Source organism: Chryseotalea sp., assembly GCF_057350905.1.
Genome location: NZ_JBMRCF010000010.1, coordinates 81,512 through 100,389 on the forward strand (window position 1 = coordinate 81,512; position 18,878 = coordinate 100,389).

Annotated in this window: 15 protein-coding genes; 9 read left to right on the top strand and 6 right to left on the bottom strand. The window is 41.4% G+C overall.

What is annotated here, in order from left to right; genetic code table 11:
• Window positions 1-336: 336 nt before the first annotated feature.
• Window positions 337-3,837 carry a DUF5689 domain-containing protein gene (locus ACO1XM_RS13760; protein ID WP_486229931.1) on the bottom strand — a complete coding sequence of 1,167 codons (3,501 nt, stop codon included), beginning with the start codon at window positions 3,835-3,837 and terminating at the stop codon, window positions 337-339.
• A gap of 614 nt (window positions 3,838-4,451) precedes the next feature.
• On the opposite strand from ACO1XM_RS13760, the gene ACO1XM_RS13765 reads away from it, so the two are divergent.
• Both ACO1XM_RS13765 and ACO1XM_RS13770 read left to right on the top strand, forming a co-directional pair.
• A complete protein-coding gene (locus ACO1XM_RS13765) occupies window positions 4,452-5,846 on the top strand; it encodes a saccharopine dehydrogenase C-terminal domain-containing protein (RefSeq protein ID WP_486229933.1) in 1,395 nt (464 codons plus the stop codon).
• 174 nt (window positions 5,847-6,020) lie between these two features.
• A complete protein-coding gene (locus ACO1XM_RS13770; protein WP_486229935.1) occupies window positions 6,021-6,515 on the top strand; it encodes a hypothetical protein in 495 nt (164 codons plus the stop codon).
• A 65-nt stretch (window positions 6,516-6,580) separates the two neighbouring features.
• Here ACO1XM_RS13770 and ACO1XM_RS13775 read toward each other — a convergent pair whose 3' ends face one another.
• A complete protein-coding gene (locus ACO1XM_RS13775; RefSeq protein ID WP_486230238.1) occupies window positions 6,581-7,213 on the bottom strand; it encodes a DUF4159 domain-containing protein in 633 nt (210 codons plus the stop codon).
• Between the two features lie 121 nt (window positions 7,214-7,334).
• On the opposite strand from ACO1XM_RS13775, the gene ACO1XM_RS13780 reads away from it, so the two are divergent.
• From ACO1XM_RS13780 to ACO1XM_RS13810, 7 genes are all read left to right on the top strand, one after another.
• On the top strand, window positions 7,335-8,207 hold the full coding sequence (locus ACO1XM_RS13780; protein WP_486229937.1) for a hypothetical protein: 873 nt from the start codon (window positions 7,335-7,337) through the stop codon (window positions 8,205-8,207).
• Window positions 8,208-8,340: 133 nt separating this feature from the next.
• Complete coding sequence (thyA, locus tag ACO1XM_RS13785; RefSeq protein WP_486229939.1) at window positions 8,341-9,135, top strand: thymidylate synthase; 795 nt, start codon at window positions 8,341-8,343, stop codon at window positions 9,133-9,135.
• A gap of 108 nt (window positions 9,136-9,243) precedes the next feature.
• Window positions 9,244-9,921 carry an L-serine ammonia-lyase, iron-sulfur-dependent subunit beta gene (gene sdaAB / locus ACO1XM_RS13790; RefSeq protein ID WP_486229941.1) on the top strand — a complete coding sequence of 226 codons (678 nt, stop codon included), beginning with the start codon at window positions 9,244-9,246 and terminating at the stop codon, window positions 9,919-9,921.
• Window positions 9,922-9,923: 2 nt separating this feature from the next.
• Window positions 9,924-11,366: a TolC family protein gene (locus ACO1XM_RS13795; protein ID WP_486229943.1), complete on the top strand. Its 1,443-nt coding sequence runs from the start codon at window positions 9,924-9,926 to the stop codon at window positions 11,364-11,366.
• Window positions 11,367-11,382: 16 nt separating this feature from the next.
• On the top strand, window positions 11,383-12,765 hold the full coding sequence (locus ACO1XM_RS13800; RefSeq protein WP_486229945.1) for an efflux RND transporter periplasmic adaptor subunit: 1,383 nt from the start codon (window positions 11,383-11,385) through the stop codon (window positions 12,763-12,765).
• Between the two features lie 129 nt (window positions 12,766-12,894).
• Complete coding sequence (locus ACO1XM_RS13805; protein WP_486229947.1) at window positions 12,895-13,431, top strand: inorganic diphosphatase; 537 nt, start codon at window positions 12,895-12,897, stop codon at window positions 13,429-13,431.
• Window positions 13,428-14,561 carry a glycosyltransferase family 4 protein gene (locus tag ACO1XM_RS13810; protein WP_486229949.1) on the top strand — a complete coding sequence of 378 codons (1,134 nt, stop codon included), beginning with the start codon at window positions 13,428-13,430 and terminating at the stop codon, window positions 14,559-14,561. The genes ACO1XM_RS13805 and ACO1XM_RS13810 overlap by 4 nt, the downstream gene beginning before the upstream one ends.
• On the opposite strand, the gene ACO1XM_RS13815 is transcribed toward ACO1XM_RS13810, so the two are convergent.
• From ACO1XM_RS13815 to accC, 4 genes are read right to left on the bottom strand one after another with little or no spacing between them, the layout of a single operon-like run.
• Window positions 14,553-15,485, bottom strand: a complete 933-nt coding sequence (locus ACO1XM_RS13815; protein WP_486229951.1) for a CPBP family intramembrane glutamic endopeptidase — start codon at window positions 15,483-15,485, stop codon at window positions 14,553-14,555. The two genes, ACO1XM_RS13810 and ACO1XM_RS13815, sit on opposite strands and share 9 nt — an antisense overlap.
• The gene (locus ACO1XM_RS13820; RefSeq protein ID WP_486229953.1) at window positions 15,485-16,051 is read right to left on the bottom strand and encodes a Maf family nucleotide pyrophosphatase; all 567 of its coding nucleotides are present in this window, start codon (window positions 16,049-16,051) and stop codon (window positions 15,485-15,487) included. Before ACO1XM_RS13820 ends, ACO1XM_RS13815 begins: the two co-directional genes overlap by 1 nt.
• 2 nt (window positions 16,052-16,053) lie before the next feature.
• Window positions 16,054-17,355 carry a DUF1015 domain-containing protein gene (locus ACO1XM_RS13825; RefSeq protein WP_486229955.1) on the bottom strand — a complete coding sequence of 434 codons (1,302 nt, stop codon included), beginning with the start codon at window positions 17,353-17,355 and terminating at the stop codon, window positions 16,054-16,056.
• 20 nt (window positions 17,356-17,375) lie between these two features.
• A complete protein-coding gene (accC, locus tag ACO1XM_RS13830; protein ID WP_486229957.1) occupies window positions 17,376-18,869 on the bottom strand; it encodes an acetyl-CoA carboxylase biotin carboxylase subunit in 1,494 nt (497 codons plus the stop codon).
• Between the last annotated feature and the right edge of the window lie 9 nt (window positions 18,870-18,878).

Here is an 18,878-nt window from a genome sequence, read left to right on the forward strand (position 1 = left end):
TGAAATTATATTAAATAGCTGAAAATCAGATAATTAAATTTGCTATATTCCTCTTCAACAAGGAGTTATTGACTTTGTAACAAAAAACAAATTCGCTGAATCTCTTTTATTCTTCTTAAGCACTACAATTGATGAGGGCACCAGGAATGAATAAGAAGTGCATGTGTAAAAGAGCAGACAAGTGCATGCAGATGATTTGTGGGATAATGATAAGAGTGCTGTTAATGAGGAAAATCTCAATATAGAGGAGGGATTAAGTAAAATCCTTTCGTAATCTTAACATTCATCCGCTCATTGGGAGCGGATGAATGTTGAAGTTTAATTTAATGCTGTTACTTACAATTTAAAAATCCGAATATTGATTACTTCATTGCACTGCACCAGGCGTAACACATAAAATCCTCTGCGCTTGTCTTTGAGTGCATTCGTAAACTGCTCGCTAAGTTGATCTACAGTACCTTCGCCATTAGCAATGATTACACCGTTTGGATCAAGCAAGGTTCCAGTCAGTAAGGTTTCCTCATTGCCTGGCAAGGTGAATAGATTGACTTCACCAAATGTAGGGTTGGGGAATACACCAAATACAGGAATGCAAGGTCGAACATCTATGATGTTAAGCTTAAAATTTGTTTGCGCACCTTTCAGAAGATTGCCTGATGATTCAATTGAGAATAAAACATGTTCTTGTCTGCGTTCACGAAAAACATCACTATTGGGTGAAACTGTAAAAGAAACAATAGAATCTCCAGGTTCAACCTGTAAGGTTATTCGACCTTGCACAATACCCGGGCTGGTAGTGTAATCCCAACGGTTTCCATAAAGTACACCAGGACTGTTAAAAGTGCGGATCACCACGGTGTGTGTTGTATCGGCTGGGGACGATAGTTGTAAGGTAACCTGATAATTACCACTTCCTTCTTCACGATCAACCTCAGCTTCGCTAAATGCGATCGAGCTAAGATCATTGTCATTTATAGTTAGTGAAAATGTATCATAGCCTTGTAGGATTAAACCATCGGTTGGTAAAATCCTAAACGTAAGCGTTTCTGCAGTTTCATCTAATAAATCGTCTACCACATTTATCAGGACACTCGCTGATATACTACCCGCTGGTATTGATATTGAAATAAGAGAAGCTGACGCTGCTGGGCTTGTAAAAAGGTCAACACCATAAGCAACTGTACTTTCGGGTTCAATAGATAGTGTAAGTACCTTGTCTGATACCGAAGGCCTTGAAAATTGTAAGTGTACCAATACTGAATCTGTTTCTTCTTGTACAACAGCAAAGGCATCTGTAAATGAGACAACAGGTGTAATAAACTGGTAACGAACCATCACAGGTAAATGATCAGAAGTTGTGTTACCGTAATTAGGTATAGCATTGAAAGGAGTCACTACTTTTTCTGAACCCACCAGGTATTCCTCTTGAAGATCATTGCTGATGATTTGGTGATCGATCATATCATTAAAGCTTACTGTCGATTTTGCTCCAGCTAAACTTAATGCACGCGTAATCGGTAAATAGGAAGCTGTGTCATTGACGATGGTGGCATAAGAAGAAGGTCTGCCTGAAACAATAGATTGATCCAGGTCGTCATTTAAATCACCAAGAATAATAACTTGCTGATGAGCATAGTGGGCATCTAATGAATCTTTTAGCACCTGTGCGTCATAAACCCTGCGGTTAAAGTCGGATACTGTACTGCCTGACTTGGCATGCAGATTAACAAAATTTATCCTTTCTGTTGTTCCGTTAATGGTAACATTAGCCGTCAGCAGGAACGGAATTCGTCCGCTAGACCAAAAACTACTTGGATCTCCGGTAGGGTAATTAGGCAACAAAGAAGAATTAATGAGTCGGGCTGAGTCGTATAGATTTTCAAACATGGCGCGATAAGAAACTACTTCAACAGTTGTACTGTCGTAAATAAAACACACCTTCTGTGGAGGAAAATCATTGCTTGGTCCTTCAAAAGAGCGAGAGAAGCGATCGGAACACACTCCCTTATAGCCGGGTAATTGAGCAATCAATGCGCTAAACAATGAATCACTGGAAACCTCCTGCACCGCGATTACATCTGCCTGCAGTGAAGTGATTACTTTTCGCGCATTTTCAAGTTGAAGCACTTCGTCTACCGGACCGAATTCCTCTGTGTAGTCTTCCCGTTCTGCTCCAAAAAATTCCAGATTCCAGTTGACAACATCAAAGGTGCTGGTATTAGGGATGGAGTCAGCAGGATTTTGTGGTTCAATAGCTCCGGGCACATCTTCGCGGAAGCGAGGAAGTAATTGTGCATTTGTACGGAAACGACCTACTACACCAGTGATATTAACCAGACCCTGTGGTTTGCTTAATCCAGGAAGATTAGTATCGCCATCAATACGTAAGTCAGCTTGTATCGTATCGTTTGTGATGCGCTCAGTACTTTGCGGGTAAAACACAAAAGACTTGTTGACTAATTCAACCTGCTGTACAGTTACCAATAGACCTTCGTTGCTCGCCAACTCTGAAAGGCTTATTACTTTTGGTGCAAGAATGCGTGAAGAACTGTCTGGTTTTATAAAGGAGATATTGGCACCACTAATCTGCTTCTGATCATTGAAAACACCGATAGGCCCCGTAACGATAACACTATCACCAATAACCACGCTGTTGCTTAAGGTAAAGTCAAATACTGGAATACCACCAGTAGCATCTTGCACATAAGCAGGGCTTCCTAATTGATTACTGGTTGTAATACGACCTGCTACTGTCACTTTACTGCCAACGCTTCGGATTCGCGCCTCAGCAATAGAGATAATATTAATGATTGGATCATAACCACTTCCTGTCACAGCAAGACTTTCGGTTAGTGCACCATTGCTATGGTAAATGCTGTCTGTAAAAGCACCATTAATGTCTGGTTGAAATTTAACATACACTGTGGTGCTGTCAATAACATTGAGTGTATCAGAAAAATTAATCTGATCTAGCGAAAGCAGAAATGTAGAAGAGGTGGAAACTATTGAGCTGATCGAATCAGTAAGATTGCTGCCTGTAACCAGGTATTGTAAAACCTTACTTGCACCAATATTTATTTCGCCAAAATTAAGAGAAGCCGGGGTGAAGGAGAAAGCAGGCTGATCAGATGGAATACCAACAGGAGTAAGCGAAAAGTCGTCAATGGCAAGTGCGTCATCGGAACTGGCCACATTGAAGTCCGTCCATCGCATCCAGAAAGTTGCCCCTGCAGGTATGGATAAACCTGTTATGGTATATAACAAATTACTTTTATTGACTGGTGCGTTTCCATTCAGCGCGCCAACAGTTCCCGACACGGTAGGTGCTATGAAATCAAGACTGTCAACATCTGTCCAGGTACCATTAGTCAACGATGTAGCACTTACACTAAATTGAAAATCCAGGCGATCGGCTTGTGTGCGTGGTGTGGCACCCAGGCGCCACTGTTCACCTGTGTAAACTATTTGCAGTTCTGTGATAGTTGCTCCGGTATTGTTAATAAATCCTGCTCCTATAAATGGGATCAGGGAACCAGATTGGAGTCCGCCCAATGCGCGATCACTTGCGTCTAACCCAAGGCTGAAGGTATTACCTGCATTAGATGAACCAGTGCCTGCTGCATAAGTCGTGTTAGCATTCGTTCCAGTTTCAAGGAATGTCCAGCCGGCAGGCAGCGTACTAATATCATTGGTTGTGCCGGTTGCGGATAATGAGTTAAAGTCTTGTGTATACGCACTATGTAGCGTATTTAGACTTACCTGCGCCTGAGAGAAGGTAACGGTAGTGGTTACCAATACCCAAAACGCTAATTGTTTAAGTAGTAGAGGTTTTATCATGATAAGGTTTTTAATTCCATGAAGGTAAGGAAGCTATATGAAGAGTACATTTCCTCAGCATTAAATATATTTTTTTAGGTATCATTAATTTGTGCTGCTTCAGTAATTCTGCTGTGCTATGCATCAATGGATACCTTAATATTAAGGTATCATTGAGTAGTTGCTTTCATGCTGATTACATGTTTACGAAGCTTTTCTATCAGCACTACATAGAGTATTTCCTGATGTTTATCAACTGACTGATTCTGGACATTTTGCTCGTTGAAGAGTACTGATCAACTTTTTTAAATCTTTTGTAAATATTTATGCAACAATTGCACCTTCGAAATTGAAGTTCAATCCTGTTTTGCTTCGTAGGCCAGCTTATTCTTACACGAATAGATGTTCGCAGATACTGAATTTGTAATCTGAACCCTCGTGAAGCAATGATGTTTTTGTCGATGAGTTTCTGCTATGAACTTTGACTTGACTTATAGAGCAACGAGGTGACTATTGGTACTTTACCACTGATACTTGCACCAGTGGAATTCTTGCTGATGTAAGGAAACGCTCAACAATTAAAGTTTCTCAATCGCATTTGGACTCAACTTTAACATGACTAAGCCTATGCTGCAATGAAAACGGTGCTGCTGTTATTGAGTACTGATCGGTTTGCCATACCACTGATCCGCTATATGGTACTTGAAGGAAAACGATACGGGTGGAAGACTTGTATAGGAACCATGTTCGACAGCTCTTTCACGGATCGTATTCGCGAAGAGAAAATCAGCAACGATTTAATATTTGTAGCAATCACTGATTTTCGGCAATGTGATGCGGCCATCAGAAAATGTGATCTGGTCATCGGGATGGTGCCGGATGTTATGTTGTTGCAGATCGCTGACAGCTGTATTGATCATCGCAAGCCGCTCGTTTCACCTTCACGATTAAATCGTCAGCTCTTTGCCAGAAAGGCTGCCGCAGAAGAAAATCAAACGCTGATTCTTATGGAGTGTGGTTTCGCTCCGGGTATTGATCATGTTACTGCCAAAAATGTTATCGATACCATCCATGTCAAAGGAGGCACAATCACTTCATTCAAAACCTATAGTGGAAGTCTTGGTGCTGAAGATTCGATAGACAATCCCTGGGAATTTAAAGTGACTGAACCTGTGGGGGAGGTCATTAATATGGGGAAGGGAGCCAACAGGCACATTGTAAAAAATCAAATTCAACACGTTTCTCAACAGATGCTGTTTTCGCGCAGAGAGCCACTGTCGATTAATGGAATTCGCAATGCACTGGTTATTCCCGAGGATGATTCTCTGTATTACAAAAAAACGTATGACCTGAAACAAGCGCATACCGTTGTAAAGGGTCGTATCATACGTAAAGGCTTTGATACGTTGTGGAATTTATTGATAGGACTTGGGTTTACAAATACAACTTCTAAAATTGAATTATTCGAGAATAAATCATTTCTGAATTATTTGAGATCACTCGTACAGTACAAACCTGAGGAGTTACTGGAACTTAGTCTGAAGCGTCAGACAGGCGCAACACCCGATGACCTTGAAAAATTGCGTTGGCTTGGATTGTTTGACGAAAGCTGGCCTGAAGGTTACCGCGAAGTAACGCCAGCCATTTTGCTGCAATACCTGATGGAGCAAAAACTATCCATGAAAGCTGATGACAAAGATTGCATTGTCATGCGCCATGAGCTTGACTATACACTTGGTGAATACGAACATCATTTTACCGCTACCTTAATCTCGCAAGGGGAGGACCGGAAGAATTCTGCTCTGGCCAAAGCCATCGGGTTAACCACAGGTGCTGCTGCAAGAGCCGTGCTGCTCGATGATATTCAGCTAAAGGGGTTGCACACACCGGTGATAAAGAAAATTTATGAACCCATACTCAGTGAGCTGCTCGATTTGGGCATTGCATTCCAGGTAGATGAAAAGAAAGTGAGGAGGAGGGAGGCGGCATTTATGCCGGAAATGATGCACGAACTGAAGACATCCGGGTAAAGATGATGAACAAAACTGCTTAATGATGATACCTCATTTATGCCCATGAACATTTCGCTGCTCACCCTTCACTTTCTGAAAAAATGCAGCCGCATTGTTGCCTTGAGCCTCAAGCATGTAAGAGAACCGTTGCACGATCACAAATTCAAAAGAAAATTATCAACCCCAACTACTATGAAAAAAGTTATCGACTTCCTGAAATCAGAAACGCTTGTGTTTTTGACATTAATATTTGTGCTGGTGGCACAGATTATTCACACCATGTATATTTTCGAACGCATTCGCGTAGCAGATATGAGCTTTGTAATCGGTGACTATCACATCACTGCCCTGAATTGGACACACGCACTCATTTTTTCGTTTGCCATTGAATCTGCTATTCTGATGTTTATTCTTAATGGAAAGCGACTTCCCTCAAAAATTTATGCTGTGGCTTCCTTCGCCACAAATATCTTGTATTACGGTACCTGGAAACTTGACTATCCGGAAATGGTTGCCACGGTAATCGCGAGTTCCATGCTGGCAGGATCCATCTGGTTCTTCTCAGATCTATTCGCTGAAAAAATTGAACTACTTCCCTTTGGTCAATCACAGGAAGATTTGAAGAAATTCCTAGCTACACAGGAATTAGAGGAGAGAAATAAAATGGCTTTTAAAAAGGTGATGTAATAGTTAAATTTTTAGATACTATCCAGTCCTGACAAACATGAATGTGTTTATCGGGGCTGGATGATTTAATTGAAGTAACTGCAACTGTAGGCTATAAGATTTGCTCCCATTTTCAAAGCCTCTAGTCTTTTAGCTTCCGGGTCGTTGTGCACACGTTGATCTTCCCAGCCATTACCCAGGTCAGACTCATAAGAATAGAAAACGATAAGTCGCCCTTCATACAAAAGCCCCAAACCTTGCGATGGCTTGCCATCATGCTCGTGTATTTTGGGTAGTCCCTTGGGAAAATCAAACTTCTGATGATATACGGGATGGTCGTACGGAATTTCTATTAACTCAAGTTCTGGTAATACTTTCTTTAATTCCAGTCGGATAAATTTATCCATACCATAGTTATCATCAATGTGCAGAAAACCGCCTGCCAACAAATACTTTCTCAGATTAGCCGATTCCAAATCATTAAAAATAACATTACCGTGTCCGGTCATATACACATAAGGATATAGAAAGAGATCACTGCTGCCAACCTCTACTACATCTTCTTCACTTGCCAAAGCGGTATTCAATTCTTTATTACAAAAAGATATTAAATTGGTCAAAGCCGTTTTATTGGCATACCAATCGCCCCCGCCATTATATTTAAGTCTGGCAAGTTTAACTTGTGCCATGCCGCAAACAGAAGCAAGCCACAAAAACATGAGTAAACCGTATCCTACGCATTTTTTAGCCATACAATAAAAATTCTGATCCCTGCATTAAACCTTTAACAGTAGTATCTGTCAAAGCAACAAAAATTACCAAGAACTTAACGATACACGTATGAAACCTAGCAAATTTTTGAAACTCACGAGCCTTCTTTTGCTTTTCTTTTTTTCGGCCGCCATTATTTCCTGTAATGATGAAAACCGATTAACCCTGAAAGATAGCCAGGATATCGCGGAAGATGCATTAACAGACTCATATTTTGAAGATGCAGATGACATGTCCTCATTGGCAATTCAGTCAGATGCTTCAACGGCAGGGGGTGCTACTTCTGCATCGAGCAGACAAATTTCAGTTTCCGATTCCCGATTTTGTGCCGGAGTGGTAGTGACCATTGCCATGTCACCTAACTCTACGCAAGCTGTACCTGTAGGAACGATCACCATCGATTTTGGCGCAGGTTGCACCGATCCGAAAGGCAATGTGCGCACTGGTATCATTACGGTTGCCTTTAATGGAAGAAGATTTCAACCAGGTTCAACCTTGGTTTGGACAACCAATAACTACACGATTAATGGTGTTGAATTAGAAGGAACCAGGACCCTGACGAACATAACCGGCAGCACTGAGGAAGCGCCTAAATTTCAGATTGAATTGGCTGGTGGTAAAGCCACTTTCCCCGATGAATCTGTAGCCACAAGAGAAGCGTCTTTCACCCGCGAATGGATACGTGCCGCCAACCCCGTAAATGATGAGATGCGCCTCGAAGGCAGTGCTGAAGGTACAAACAGGGCTGGTGTTGCTTACGCCATGACCATACAAGAAACCCTGGTTTTTAAACGTGCTTGCGGTTTCCCTGTATCCGGAGTTAAAATCTATACCAAAGAGGGAAAGGTCATTACCATTGATTATGGTGATGGAACATGCGACAGACAAGTAACTTATACAGTTGGAGACCAGAGTATTACCACCAACGTAGGCAATAATTAAATGCCATAAGACCATCTTTAAAAGGCTGCTTCTCTACGGGAGGCAGCCTTTTCTAATTTTGGATCTCGTTTTTTTAAGCTTTTGATTTTCAGGGGCTGGCAAAGAGACCTATCTTTGATTGAATTTTTTCGACATGAAGCAGTATTTGGACTTAATGCAGGAAATCCTTGACAAAGGCTCTTTAAAAACCGACAGAACCGGAACCGGAACCTATTCTGTATTTGGCAGACAATTGCGATTTAATTTAGCAGAAGGCTTTCCCCTGGTGACCACTAAAAAACTACACTTACGGTCTATCATTTATGAATTGCTATGGTTTTTAAATGGCGATACCAACATTAAATACCTCAACGACAACGGAGTATCTATTTGGAATGAGTGGGCTGATGAAAATGGCGAGCTTGGTCCCGTTTATGGTTCGCAATGGCGCAGTTGGCCTGCACCCGATGGTCGTCATATCGATCAAATCACACAAGTACTTCAACAAATAAAAAACAAACCAGATTCACGCAGGCACATTGTTACGGCCTGGAATCCAGCCGAAGTAGATAAGATGGCTTTGCCACCTTGCCATGCACTATTTCAGTTTTATGTAGCCGATGGTAAATTGTCCTGTCAGCTTTACCAACGCAGTGCCGACTACTTTTTGGGCGTGCCGTTCAATATTGCCTCCTATGCTTTAATGACTTATATGTTTGCGCAGCAATGTAATCTCTTGCCGGGTGAATTTGTGTGGACCGGGGGTGATGTGCATTTGTATACTAACCATATTGAACAGGCAAAACTGCAACTAAGTCGTGAGCCTTATGCTATTCCGCAGTTGGTTATTAAGCGCAAACCTGAGTCATTATTCGATTACAAATTCGAAGATTTCGAGATTGTAAACTACCAGTCACACCCATCCATAAAGGCGCCCATTGCAGTTTAAGTAGCATTGCTTTAGCAGTCTTTAGCTTCTTGTATAATCATTTTGTTTAAGTATTTTTTGAGCAACCCTGTAATTACTGGGGTATAGCTTCTACATATTCCCCGAATTATGGCAGAAAAAAGCAGCATTTTCGATATGATTGGCCCGGTAATGATCGGTCCGTCAAGCTCCCACACCGCAGGTGTGGTGCGCATAGCGCGTGCTGCCCTTAAATTATTGGGTAGCGTGCCAGAAGAAGCCGAAATTACATTCTATAACTCATTTGCCAGAACCTACGAAGGTCACAGCAGCGATAGAGCAGTTATTGGTGGCTTGCTGGATTTTAAAACAGATGACAAACGCATTAAGGATTCTCTGGACCTGGCAGCCGAACATGGGCTTACATATAAGTTCAAATCAGTAGGGAATGCCTCAACCATGCATCCAAATACCATACGCCTTGTATTGAAGAAAGGCGAAAAGCAAATAGAAGTATTGGGTGAAAGTAAAGGTGGTGGGATTATCAACATTGCGGAAGTCAATGGTTTTAAGGCTGATTTTACAGCCAATCTTCATACCCTCATCATTTTTGCTGATGATGTAAAAGGTAGTATCGCTTTTATCGCCAACATCTTAGCACATGACGAATGTAATATTGCTACCATGAGCGTTTCCCGTAAGGGTAAAAATGACCTTGCCTGCCAGGTCATAGAAATGGATTCCGGCATCAAGGGTGTAACATTAGCTTACCTCGAGAGTCTAAGCTGGGTAAAACAAATCATTTACATACCAGACATCGATAAATAACCATGAAAAAGTGTTTTACTATTATTCTAATTGCATTAGCAGGAACAGGTTTTGCCCAGGAAACTGGCAAGGTCTGGACGCTCAAAGAATGCGTTGACCATGCGCTGGCCAATAACCTGGATGTTCAACGTAGTATCTATGGGGTAGAAAATTCGGAGATTGACCACAACCAGGCCAGGTGGGCAATGGCTCCTACCCTTAACGCGAGTTCTTCTTATGGTTTTAATTGGGGGCGTTCAATCAACCCGGTTACTAACCAGTTTACAACAAGAGAGATCAACTCGATTAGCCCGAATGCCAACAGTTCTGTAACGCTCTTTAATGGTCTTCGTATTCAGAATACCATTAAACAGACATCCAAAAACCTGGATGCTTCAGAGGCTGATCTTGAAAAGTCCAAGAATGATGTGATACTAAGTGTGATCAACCTTTACATCACTGTTGTTTTTAATAAAGAGTTATTAGAGAATGCGCGCTTTCAGTTAAGCTCAAGCCAGCAGCAGTTAGATCGTACAAAAAGACAAGTTGAGGCCGGAGCACTACCAAAATCAAATGAATTGAATTTGGATGCACAAGTAGCTACAAATGAACTGAATGTTATTAACCGCGAAAACGCTTTGGCTTTGTCCTTGCTGCAATTAAAACAAGGATTACAGATTCCAGCCTCGCAGGATTTTGATATTGAAGTGCCGGCTATAGCTGTACAGGATTTATTACTTGAAAATTCACGCGAACAGATTTATGATATAGCGCGACAGAACCTGCCTGAAGTACGCAGTGCCCGATACAGGGTTGAAAGCAGCAACTATGCATTAAAAGCAGCGAAAGGTAGTTTGTATCCACGCTTATCATTGAGTGGTTCAATGAGTAGTAATTACTCAAGCGCCAATGACGAACCTCAGCCAGTAATTGAAGATGGCGTTGACATTGTACCCGGCACTACACCCATTGGCTTTGTTGATGGCTCTACAACGCTTGTTTATGGATATAGTGCAAGATTCAGAAATTTTACAGATGGTTATGGTTACAGAGATCAACTTCAAGACAATATTTTCCGTCAGGCGGGTATAACTTTAAGTATTCCTATTTTAAATGGATTCCAGACAAGAGCAGGCATTCGCAGGCAAACCATTAATAGGCAATTGGCAGAGATTACATTAAAGCAAACAGAAAACACCTTGCGCCAAAATGTAGAAACTGCTTATAACGATGCTTTCGCAGCTTCTAAAACCTACTCATCATCCTTAAAGCAGGTTCAAGCCCGCGAAGAAGCTTTCCGCATGACGAAACAACGTTTTGAAATTGGCGCAGCTAACTTTGTAGAATATCAGGTGGCTGAGAATGATCTCTTTCAGGCTAAAAGTGATTTAGCCCGCGCAAAGTATGATTTCATATTTAAGAAAAGACTTTTAGACTTCTACCAAGGTAAATCCATTCTTGACTAATTAATTACTAACACTCATGGCAAAGCAAAACAAGAAATCGAATAAATTAATATACTGGCTGATCGGTGCAGTAGTAGCCCTTCTACTCTTTGTGATAGTGGGTAAGTCTGCCGGATGGATTGGTAAGTCTAAAGAGCTGGAAGTTGATCTGGCAAAAGTAAAACGTGTAAGCATTGTTGAAAAAGTAAGTGCTTCCGGAACAGTGCAGCCGGTAACAGAGGTAAAAATTGCACCAGAAGTTTCTGGTGAGATTCGCGAGTTGATCGTAGAAGAAGGTGACTCAGTACAACGCGGTCAGCTATTAGTAAAGATTCGCCCTGATACCTGGTTGTCCCAATTAGAACGTGCTGAAGCATCATTGAGCCAGCAGCGTGCAAACTTAAAATCATCAGAAGCAGCCTTGTCTCGTGCCGAAGCTACTTTTATCCGAGCTGAACAAGATTACAAGCGTCAGGAGAAATTATGGAAGGAAAAGGTAATTGCTGAATCAGAATGGCAATTGGCACAGCAGAACTTTAAAGTAGCTGAGAACGACTTAAAGTCAGCGAAACAATCGTTAGAAGCTTCAGGCTTTATTGTAAAAAGCAGTGAAGCAACTGTGAGGGAAGCAACTGAAAACGTGCGTTTAACAAGCGTTGTTGCACCGATGAATGGTATCATTTCGAAATTGAGTGTAAAGAAAGGTGAACGTGTAGTAGGTGCTCAAACCATGACAGGTACAGAACTGTTGCGCATTGCCGATCTTAACTTAATGGAAGTAAGGGTAAATGTTAACGAGAATGACATTGTTCGTGTTCACCAGGGGGATACAGCCATTATTGACGTAGACGCTTACTCATCGCAGAATAAGAAGTTCAAAGGACTTGTAACGCTGATTTCTAATACAGCAAAGGATAAGTTATCTGCAGATGCTATTACAGAATTTGAAGTACGCATTTCAATTTTAAGATCATCGTATGAAGATCTGATTAAAGAAGGAAATAAATATCCTTTCCGTCCGGGTATGACAGCCTCTGTTGATATTATTACTAAGAGAAAGGACAACGTATTGTCAGTTCCTTTAGCAGCTGTAACCACGCGTAATCCTGAAAAGGATAAGAAAGTGGGTACCAGCGCACCTTCAGAAAATTCACAGCGTCAGGTGCAGAATGATGATAAGAAAAAGGCAGAGAAAGCCATGGAAGATAAAGTGGTGGTATTTATCAACGAGAACGGTTCGGCTAAAATGATCGAAGTGAAGACAGGTATCAGTGACTATGATAATATCGAAATCATTGAAGGATTATCTGACAGCGCTGAGGTTGTAACCGGGCCCTTCCTGGTAGTATCGAAACGTTTGAAAGACGGTGAGAAAATACAGCAAGCGAATAAGCAAGTAACTAAGGAAGAACCAAAATAATCTTCTTTACAAGGGGGCTTGGCCAAAAGCTTCTTTCCTGATGACATGAAAACGTCTTTGTTCCCTTGGAGCAAAGACGTTTTTATTTTGAATCACTTGCTTTTACTACCTTTGCCACAAATTACAATTATGGTAAAGCATCCGTGGCACGAGGTAGCAGTAGGTAAGAACCCTCCCGAACACATTAACTCAATTATAGAGATCCCTAAAGGATCAAGAGCAAAGTATGAAATCGATAAAGACAGTGGTTTGATCATGTTGGATCGCGTGCTTTACGCCTCCATGTATTATCCACAGAATTATGGTTTCATCCCTCAGACATTGGGTGAAGATCATGACCCGCTGGATGTAATGGTATTAACACAAGTTACCGTAGTGCCCCGTTGTTTGATTCCATCAAAGGTAATTGGTGTAATGCGGATGATTGACAAGGGTGAGCCTGATGATAAAATTATAGCCGTTGCAGAAGGAGACGCCAGCGTTGGTCACATTAATGATGTAAGTGAACTCCCTGAATATTTCCGTGTAGAGTTAAAGCACTTCTTTGAAGAATATAAAACACTTGAAAACAAGAAGGTGATCGTTGACGAATTCCAGTCAAAAGAGAAGGCCATGCAAATCATTGTAGAATGTGTTGAACGATACAATAAAGAGTTTCGAAAGTGAGAATTGGTTACGATGCCAAGCGCTTGTTCAATAATTTTACCGGACTCGGTAATTACAGCCGCTTCATTGTAAAAGCAATTCGCACTATTAATCCTGGCGATGAGGTTATCCTCTTCTCGCCAAGGATTAAGCAACATCCCGAAACAGAAGAATACCTCGACCCTGCAAAATACACCACTGTACAAGCGCCAGGCTGGATTGCCCGGTTGAAGCTGGGTAGTTACTGGCGCACCGCCTTGCTGAAGCATGAAGCCGTAAAGCATAAGCTTGATATTTTCCATGGCATGAGCCATGAATTACCGGCTGGTATTTCATCAGTTTGTAAATCGGTTGTAACTATACACGATTTAATTTTTTTGCGGTATCCTGAATTATATTCTGCCATTGACAGGTGGATATATACGAGAAAGGTTAAATATGCCTGTGCAACAGCGCACGTAATTGTTGCTATTTCTGAACAGACCAAACAAGACCTTATTGATTTTTTGCAAATACCTGCAGATAAGATCAAGGTGGTGTACCAGGGTTGTCACCCTAATTTTCACAGCGTGGTCAGTGAAGCGATTAAACAGGAGGTACGGAAGCGCTATGCTTTGCCAGCGAAATTTATTTTAAATGTTGGCACCATTGAGCCACGCAAGAATGCCTTACTGATATTAAAGGCGATGGCCCTCTTACCTGAACCGGAAAGGATGCCATTAGTAATTGTTGGCAGGGCTACAAAGTATGTAGAACAACTTCATGCTTTCGCTGAGGCGAATCAATTGACAAGTCACATTCATTATTTGCATAAGGTTGATTTTAAGGATCTTCCGGCTATCTATCATCTCAGTGAGGTTTTTGTTTACCCTTCCATTTTCGAGGGTTTTGGTATTCCTTTGGTAGAGGCTATCGCGTGCAGAACACCCGTAATTACCTCAACAGGTTCTTGTTTTAGTGAGGCTGCGGGTGCAAATGCCATGTATATTTCACCAGAGGATGCCGATGGACTGGCAAAAGCGATTCTGAAAATAAAGAAGGACAACAAACTCAGGGAAGAAATGATAGAACAATCATTTCAATACATTCAAAAATTTAGCGAAGCGAAGATCGCTGCCGACATGATGGCTGTTTATCAATCTTTAGTGTAAGAGCTTTTGCCCATAGGCGATAAGCTCCATGAGCCAGGCAATGCCCATATGTATAATGATGCCACCCCAGATACTTCGTGTTTCATAGGCGACCACACCTAAAATATAGCCACCAAAAATGGAACTGATGGCTTCGCCCATGGGCTTGCCAAAGTGTAACATACAATAGATAACGGCCATCGGAACAATGGCGTTTCTACCCAGTATCTTGATCATACCAATCACCAGAAATCCACGAAAGAGTAATTCAACCGTAATGAAATCCAGACCATAGGCTATCTCATATAAAAGCGCGGCAGTCCATTCAGGAATTTGCAGGATCAGGTAAGCATTATTACTTCGGTACATGGGGTACTGACGCTGAAAGCTTTCAAGGAATGATGCAGATAAAAGCAATGGCAGCATCAAGAGTAGTAAATACCAATAAGGTTTCAAATCTGCCTTTTGGTTACTTAATCCATAATAGTGTTTCTCCTTATTATCGAAAATGAAATGGAAGAGCAGTAGCGGCAGCAGTATGGTAAAAAAGCTTAAGCCATTTACAGCTACTTTATAAACCCAGTAAGTTAATTGCGAATTGAAATGATCATACACAAAGCTATTCAGGTAAGGCATGGAACCATCAAGCGATAATAAGGCCAGCGCAAACAAACTATATAACCAGAAAGCGGGCTGGGTTATAAATTTTTTTGTTTTCTTAAAAAAACTTAAGAGAGCTATACTCAGGTAATAGCCACTACCATAAAAGAGAAGGTATACAAAAAACTTCGTGAAGTTACTGTACGCATCCAGGACCTTCTTTTCAAAGTCAAGACTATAATTTAAGAATATGAAAAGAGCTAAAACAATTCCGATGGAGACATAGTAAGTCAGGTGAAAATCTTCCTGAATGTGTTGTTTGAGAAGCTTCCAGATTTTTTTCATTACCAGTTAACTAACTGTTGGTAAACACGGTGAATAGGCAGGCCCATCACGTTAAAATAAGACCCTACAATTTTGTCGATGGCAATCATACCAATAAAATCTTGTGCACCATATGCACCCGCTTTGTCGTAGGGTTTATAGTTATCTATATAGTAATTGATCTCACTCAGGTTAAGCTTTTTAAAAGTCACTTCTGTGGTATCATCAAAAGCAATTTCCTTTTCTTTGGATAAAATGCAAACCCCAGTCATTACCAAATGTGTTTGACCAGACAAGTCTTGCAGCATTTGTAAAGCTTCTGGTTTGTCAGCAGGTTTATTTAAGATTTTGTTTCCGAGAATCACTACAGTATCAGCAGTTACCACAATTTCATTTTGCATGCGCGGCCGGAATACTTCGGCCTTTCGTTCTGCCAGGTATTTAGCAACACTGCCGACTGGTAATGATGCAGGGAAGGACTCATCAATATCTGGCTTCTCAACAGTAAATTCAAAACCAGCTTCTTTTAACAAATATTGTCTGCGTGGTGAACTGGATGCTAAAATGATAGGGCGATTGATGCTCATTGTCAGAATGGTGAATACACCGGACTTTTAAATTCCTCTTCCTTAATCGAACTAAACACAAAACCACAAATTACTTTGGGATAAAAGTAAGTAGACTTTTGTGGCATGGTATAGCCACTGGCACAGACGCTCTTGACTTCTTCAATGGATACCTCATTAGTAATGATGGCCATCTGCGCTTCTTCGCGGATTACTTTAGTCAGACAATCGCCAAAACTTCTATCGAAGAAAATTTTATCGGATTGGCGTTGTTCTTTACCGGGAATGCCCAATACTTTTTCAATGATGAAATAGTGCATCACCGTTAAGTCAAGTTTCTTTACAGCTTCCGGAAAGGGCCAGCTCATAGCAGCCAATGATTCGGGTTTCAATCTTACTTTGTAGGCATTCTCCTTGAAAAGCAAGGCGAAGGCCCATGGTTTACCAACAATAATCTCATTGGCGGTATCTGCATCGTCTAGTGCTTTGATAATAAAATGCTGTTCAAGCTTTTTAATGATCTCCTGTTCATTGAAATCCGCAATACCTTTAATAAGCCTGTGTGTAGGAAGGATTCTGATATCGTCCGACTCAGTATTGGTCAAATACATCAGGTGAAAATTGTAACCCTCTTCACCTGTGTGTGTTGGATTTGATTTTGTCATTTTCTGCCGATAGGCCAATGAACCTTCATACCGGTGATGACCATCTGCCAGAATAATTTTTTTTCCTTTGATTAAGTCAATAAAGATCTGAACTATGCGGGCATCATGAATTACAGCCAATACATCCTTTACACCCTGATAATCTTCCGACTCGTACAAAGGATGCAGAATAGCTTCGTCCATATAATTCTCAAGTATATGTTCAGCATCTGTATACAGGCCGTGCGTTGGACTAACATTCAGTTCTGTTTTTTCAAGCAATTCAATACGATCGTTAACGGCATTGGGTATGGTGTTTTCGTGGCGTAAAACAATATTTTCACTCCAGTCGTAAGCGCGTATATTGGCGATGAAGCCTTTGCGACAAAACTCCTTGCTTGAACCAGCCAGTTTGAAGTATTGATAGTAGACATAGATAGCTGGTAGTTTATCCTGAATGATAATGCCTTTTGACTTCCATTCTTCTAACAGGAGATGTGCTTTGTTAGCAGCATCTGGTTGTTGCGGAACTGATAAATAAATGCTGTTATGTGGATGCTTGTATAATGCCTTACGTTGTTTGTCTGAAACAACATCAAAGAGGGGGGATGTAAGCTCGTCTATATTGCCTGAAAGTTTAGGATTATAACGCCAGGCTCTGAAAGGTTTAATATCAGCCACTTGAATAGTATTTACAACGTTTAGGCTAAGCGATTTTTACGCCATTTACTTTCTTCCACAACTTCGCTGCTTTGCTGCACGGTTGTTTTATGCTGCCCGAGTACATGAGTAGCTAAGGCTGCCGCTAAAAGTTCTTCTTCGCTATTGCCTGTTTTGTTCAGTACTTCGGGTGTAAAGTAATTCTCAACGAACTTGGTATCAAACTGCCCACTCCTGAAAGCTTCATGCTTCATTACAAATTCGCAAAAGCCTAAGGTTGTCTCCAATCCTGTTATTTGATAATCCTTAATGGCCCTGATCATTTTCTCTATAGCTGCTTCTCTTGTTTCAGCATGGCAAATGAGCTTGGCAATCATTGGGTCGTAGTAAAAAGGAATACTCATACCTTGTTCAAAACCATCATCAACCCGGATGCCATGTCCTTGCGGACGAACATAAGTTTGCAGTGTTCCAATATCAGGTAAAAAGTTGTTGGCAGGATCTTCAGCATAAACACGAATTTCAACTGCATGACCTTTCATCGTGAGGTCTTCCTGTTTAAAAGGAAGTTTCTCACCCTGAGCAACTTTTAGTTGCAACTGTACAAGATCTAATCCTGTTATTTCTTCTGTTACCGGATGCTCTACCTGTAAACGTGTATTCATTTCTAAGAAATAGAAATCAAGGTTTTCGTTTAAGATAAATTCGATAGTACCCGCACCGTAATAGTTGCAGGCCTTGGCTGCATTCACAGCAGCTTCACCCATGGCTTTGCGCAAAGCGGGGGTTAACACTGCGGATGGCGCCTCTTCAACTACCTTTTGATGTCTGCGTTGTATGGAGCACTCGCGTTCAAAAAGGTGTACTACATTACCATGCTTATCTCCGAATACCTGAAACTCAATATGTCTTGGCTTGGTCACATACTTTTCAATGAAAACTGCACCATCCCCAAAAGAAGAAATGGCCTCGCTTACAGCTCGCTCCATTTGTTCTTCAAATTCAGCTTCGCTTTCAACAACACGCATACCCTTACCACCACCACCGGCACTGGCCTTTATTAATACCGGGTAACCAATTTCTTTAGCAAGTCTCTTAGCTGCAGGGATGTCATCAATAGGTTCTGCTGTGCCCGGTACCAGGGGTACGTTAAACTTGGCAACGGCAGCCTTCGCACCCAGTTTACTGCCCATGAGTTCAATGGACTTGGCTGAGGGGCCTACAAAAATTATTTTATTGTCTTCGCATAGTTGCGCAAAATCTTCATTCTCTGATAGAAAACCATAACCCGGATGGATAGCATCAGCGCCTGTTTGTTTAGCAGCGGCAATAATCTTATCCATCTTAAGGTACGATTCAGATGAAGCAGGCGGACCAATGAAAACGGCTTCATCAGCAAAACGTACATGAAGTGCATTGCGATCTGCCTCGCTGTAGACAGCCACTGTTTTAATATTCATTTCACGTGCGCTGCGCATGACACGCAAGGCTATTTCGCCTCTATTGGCGACCAATAATTTTTTGATTTGCCCCATACTTTATAG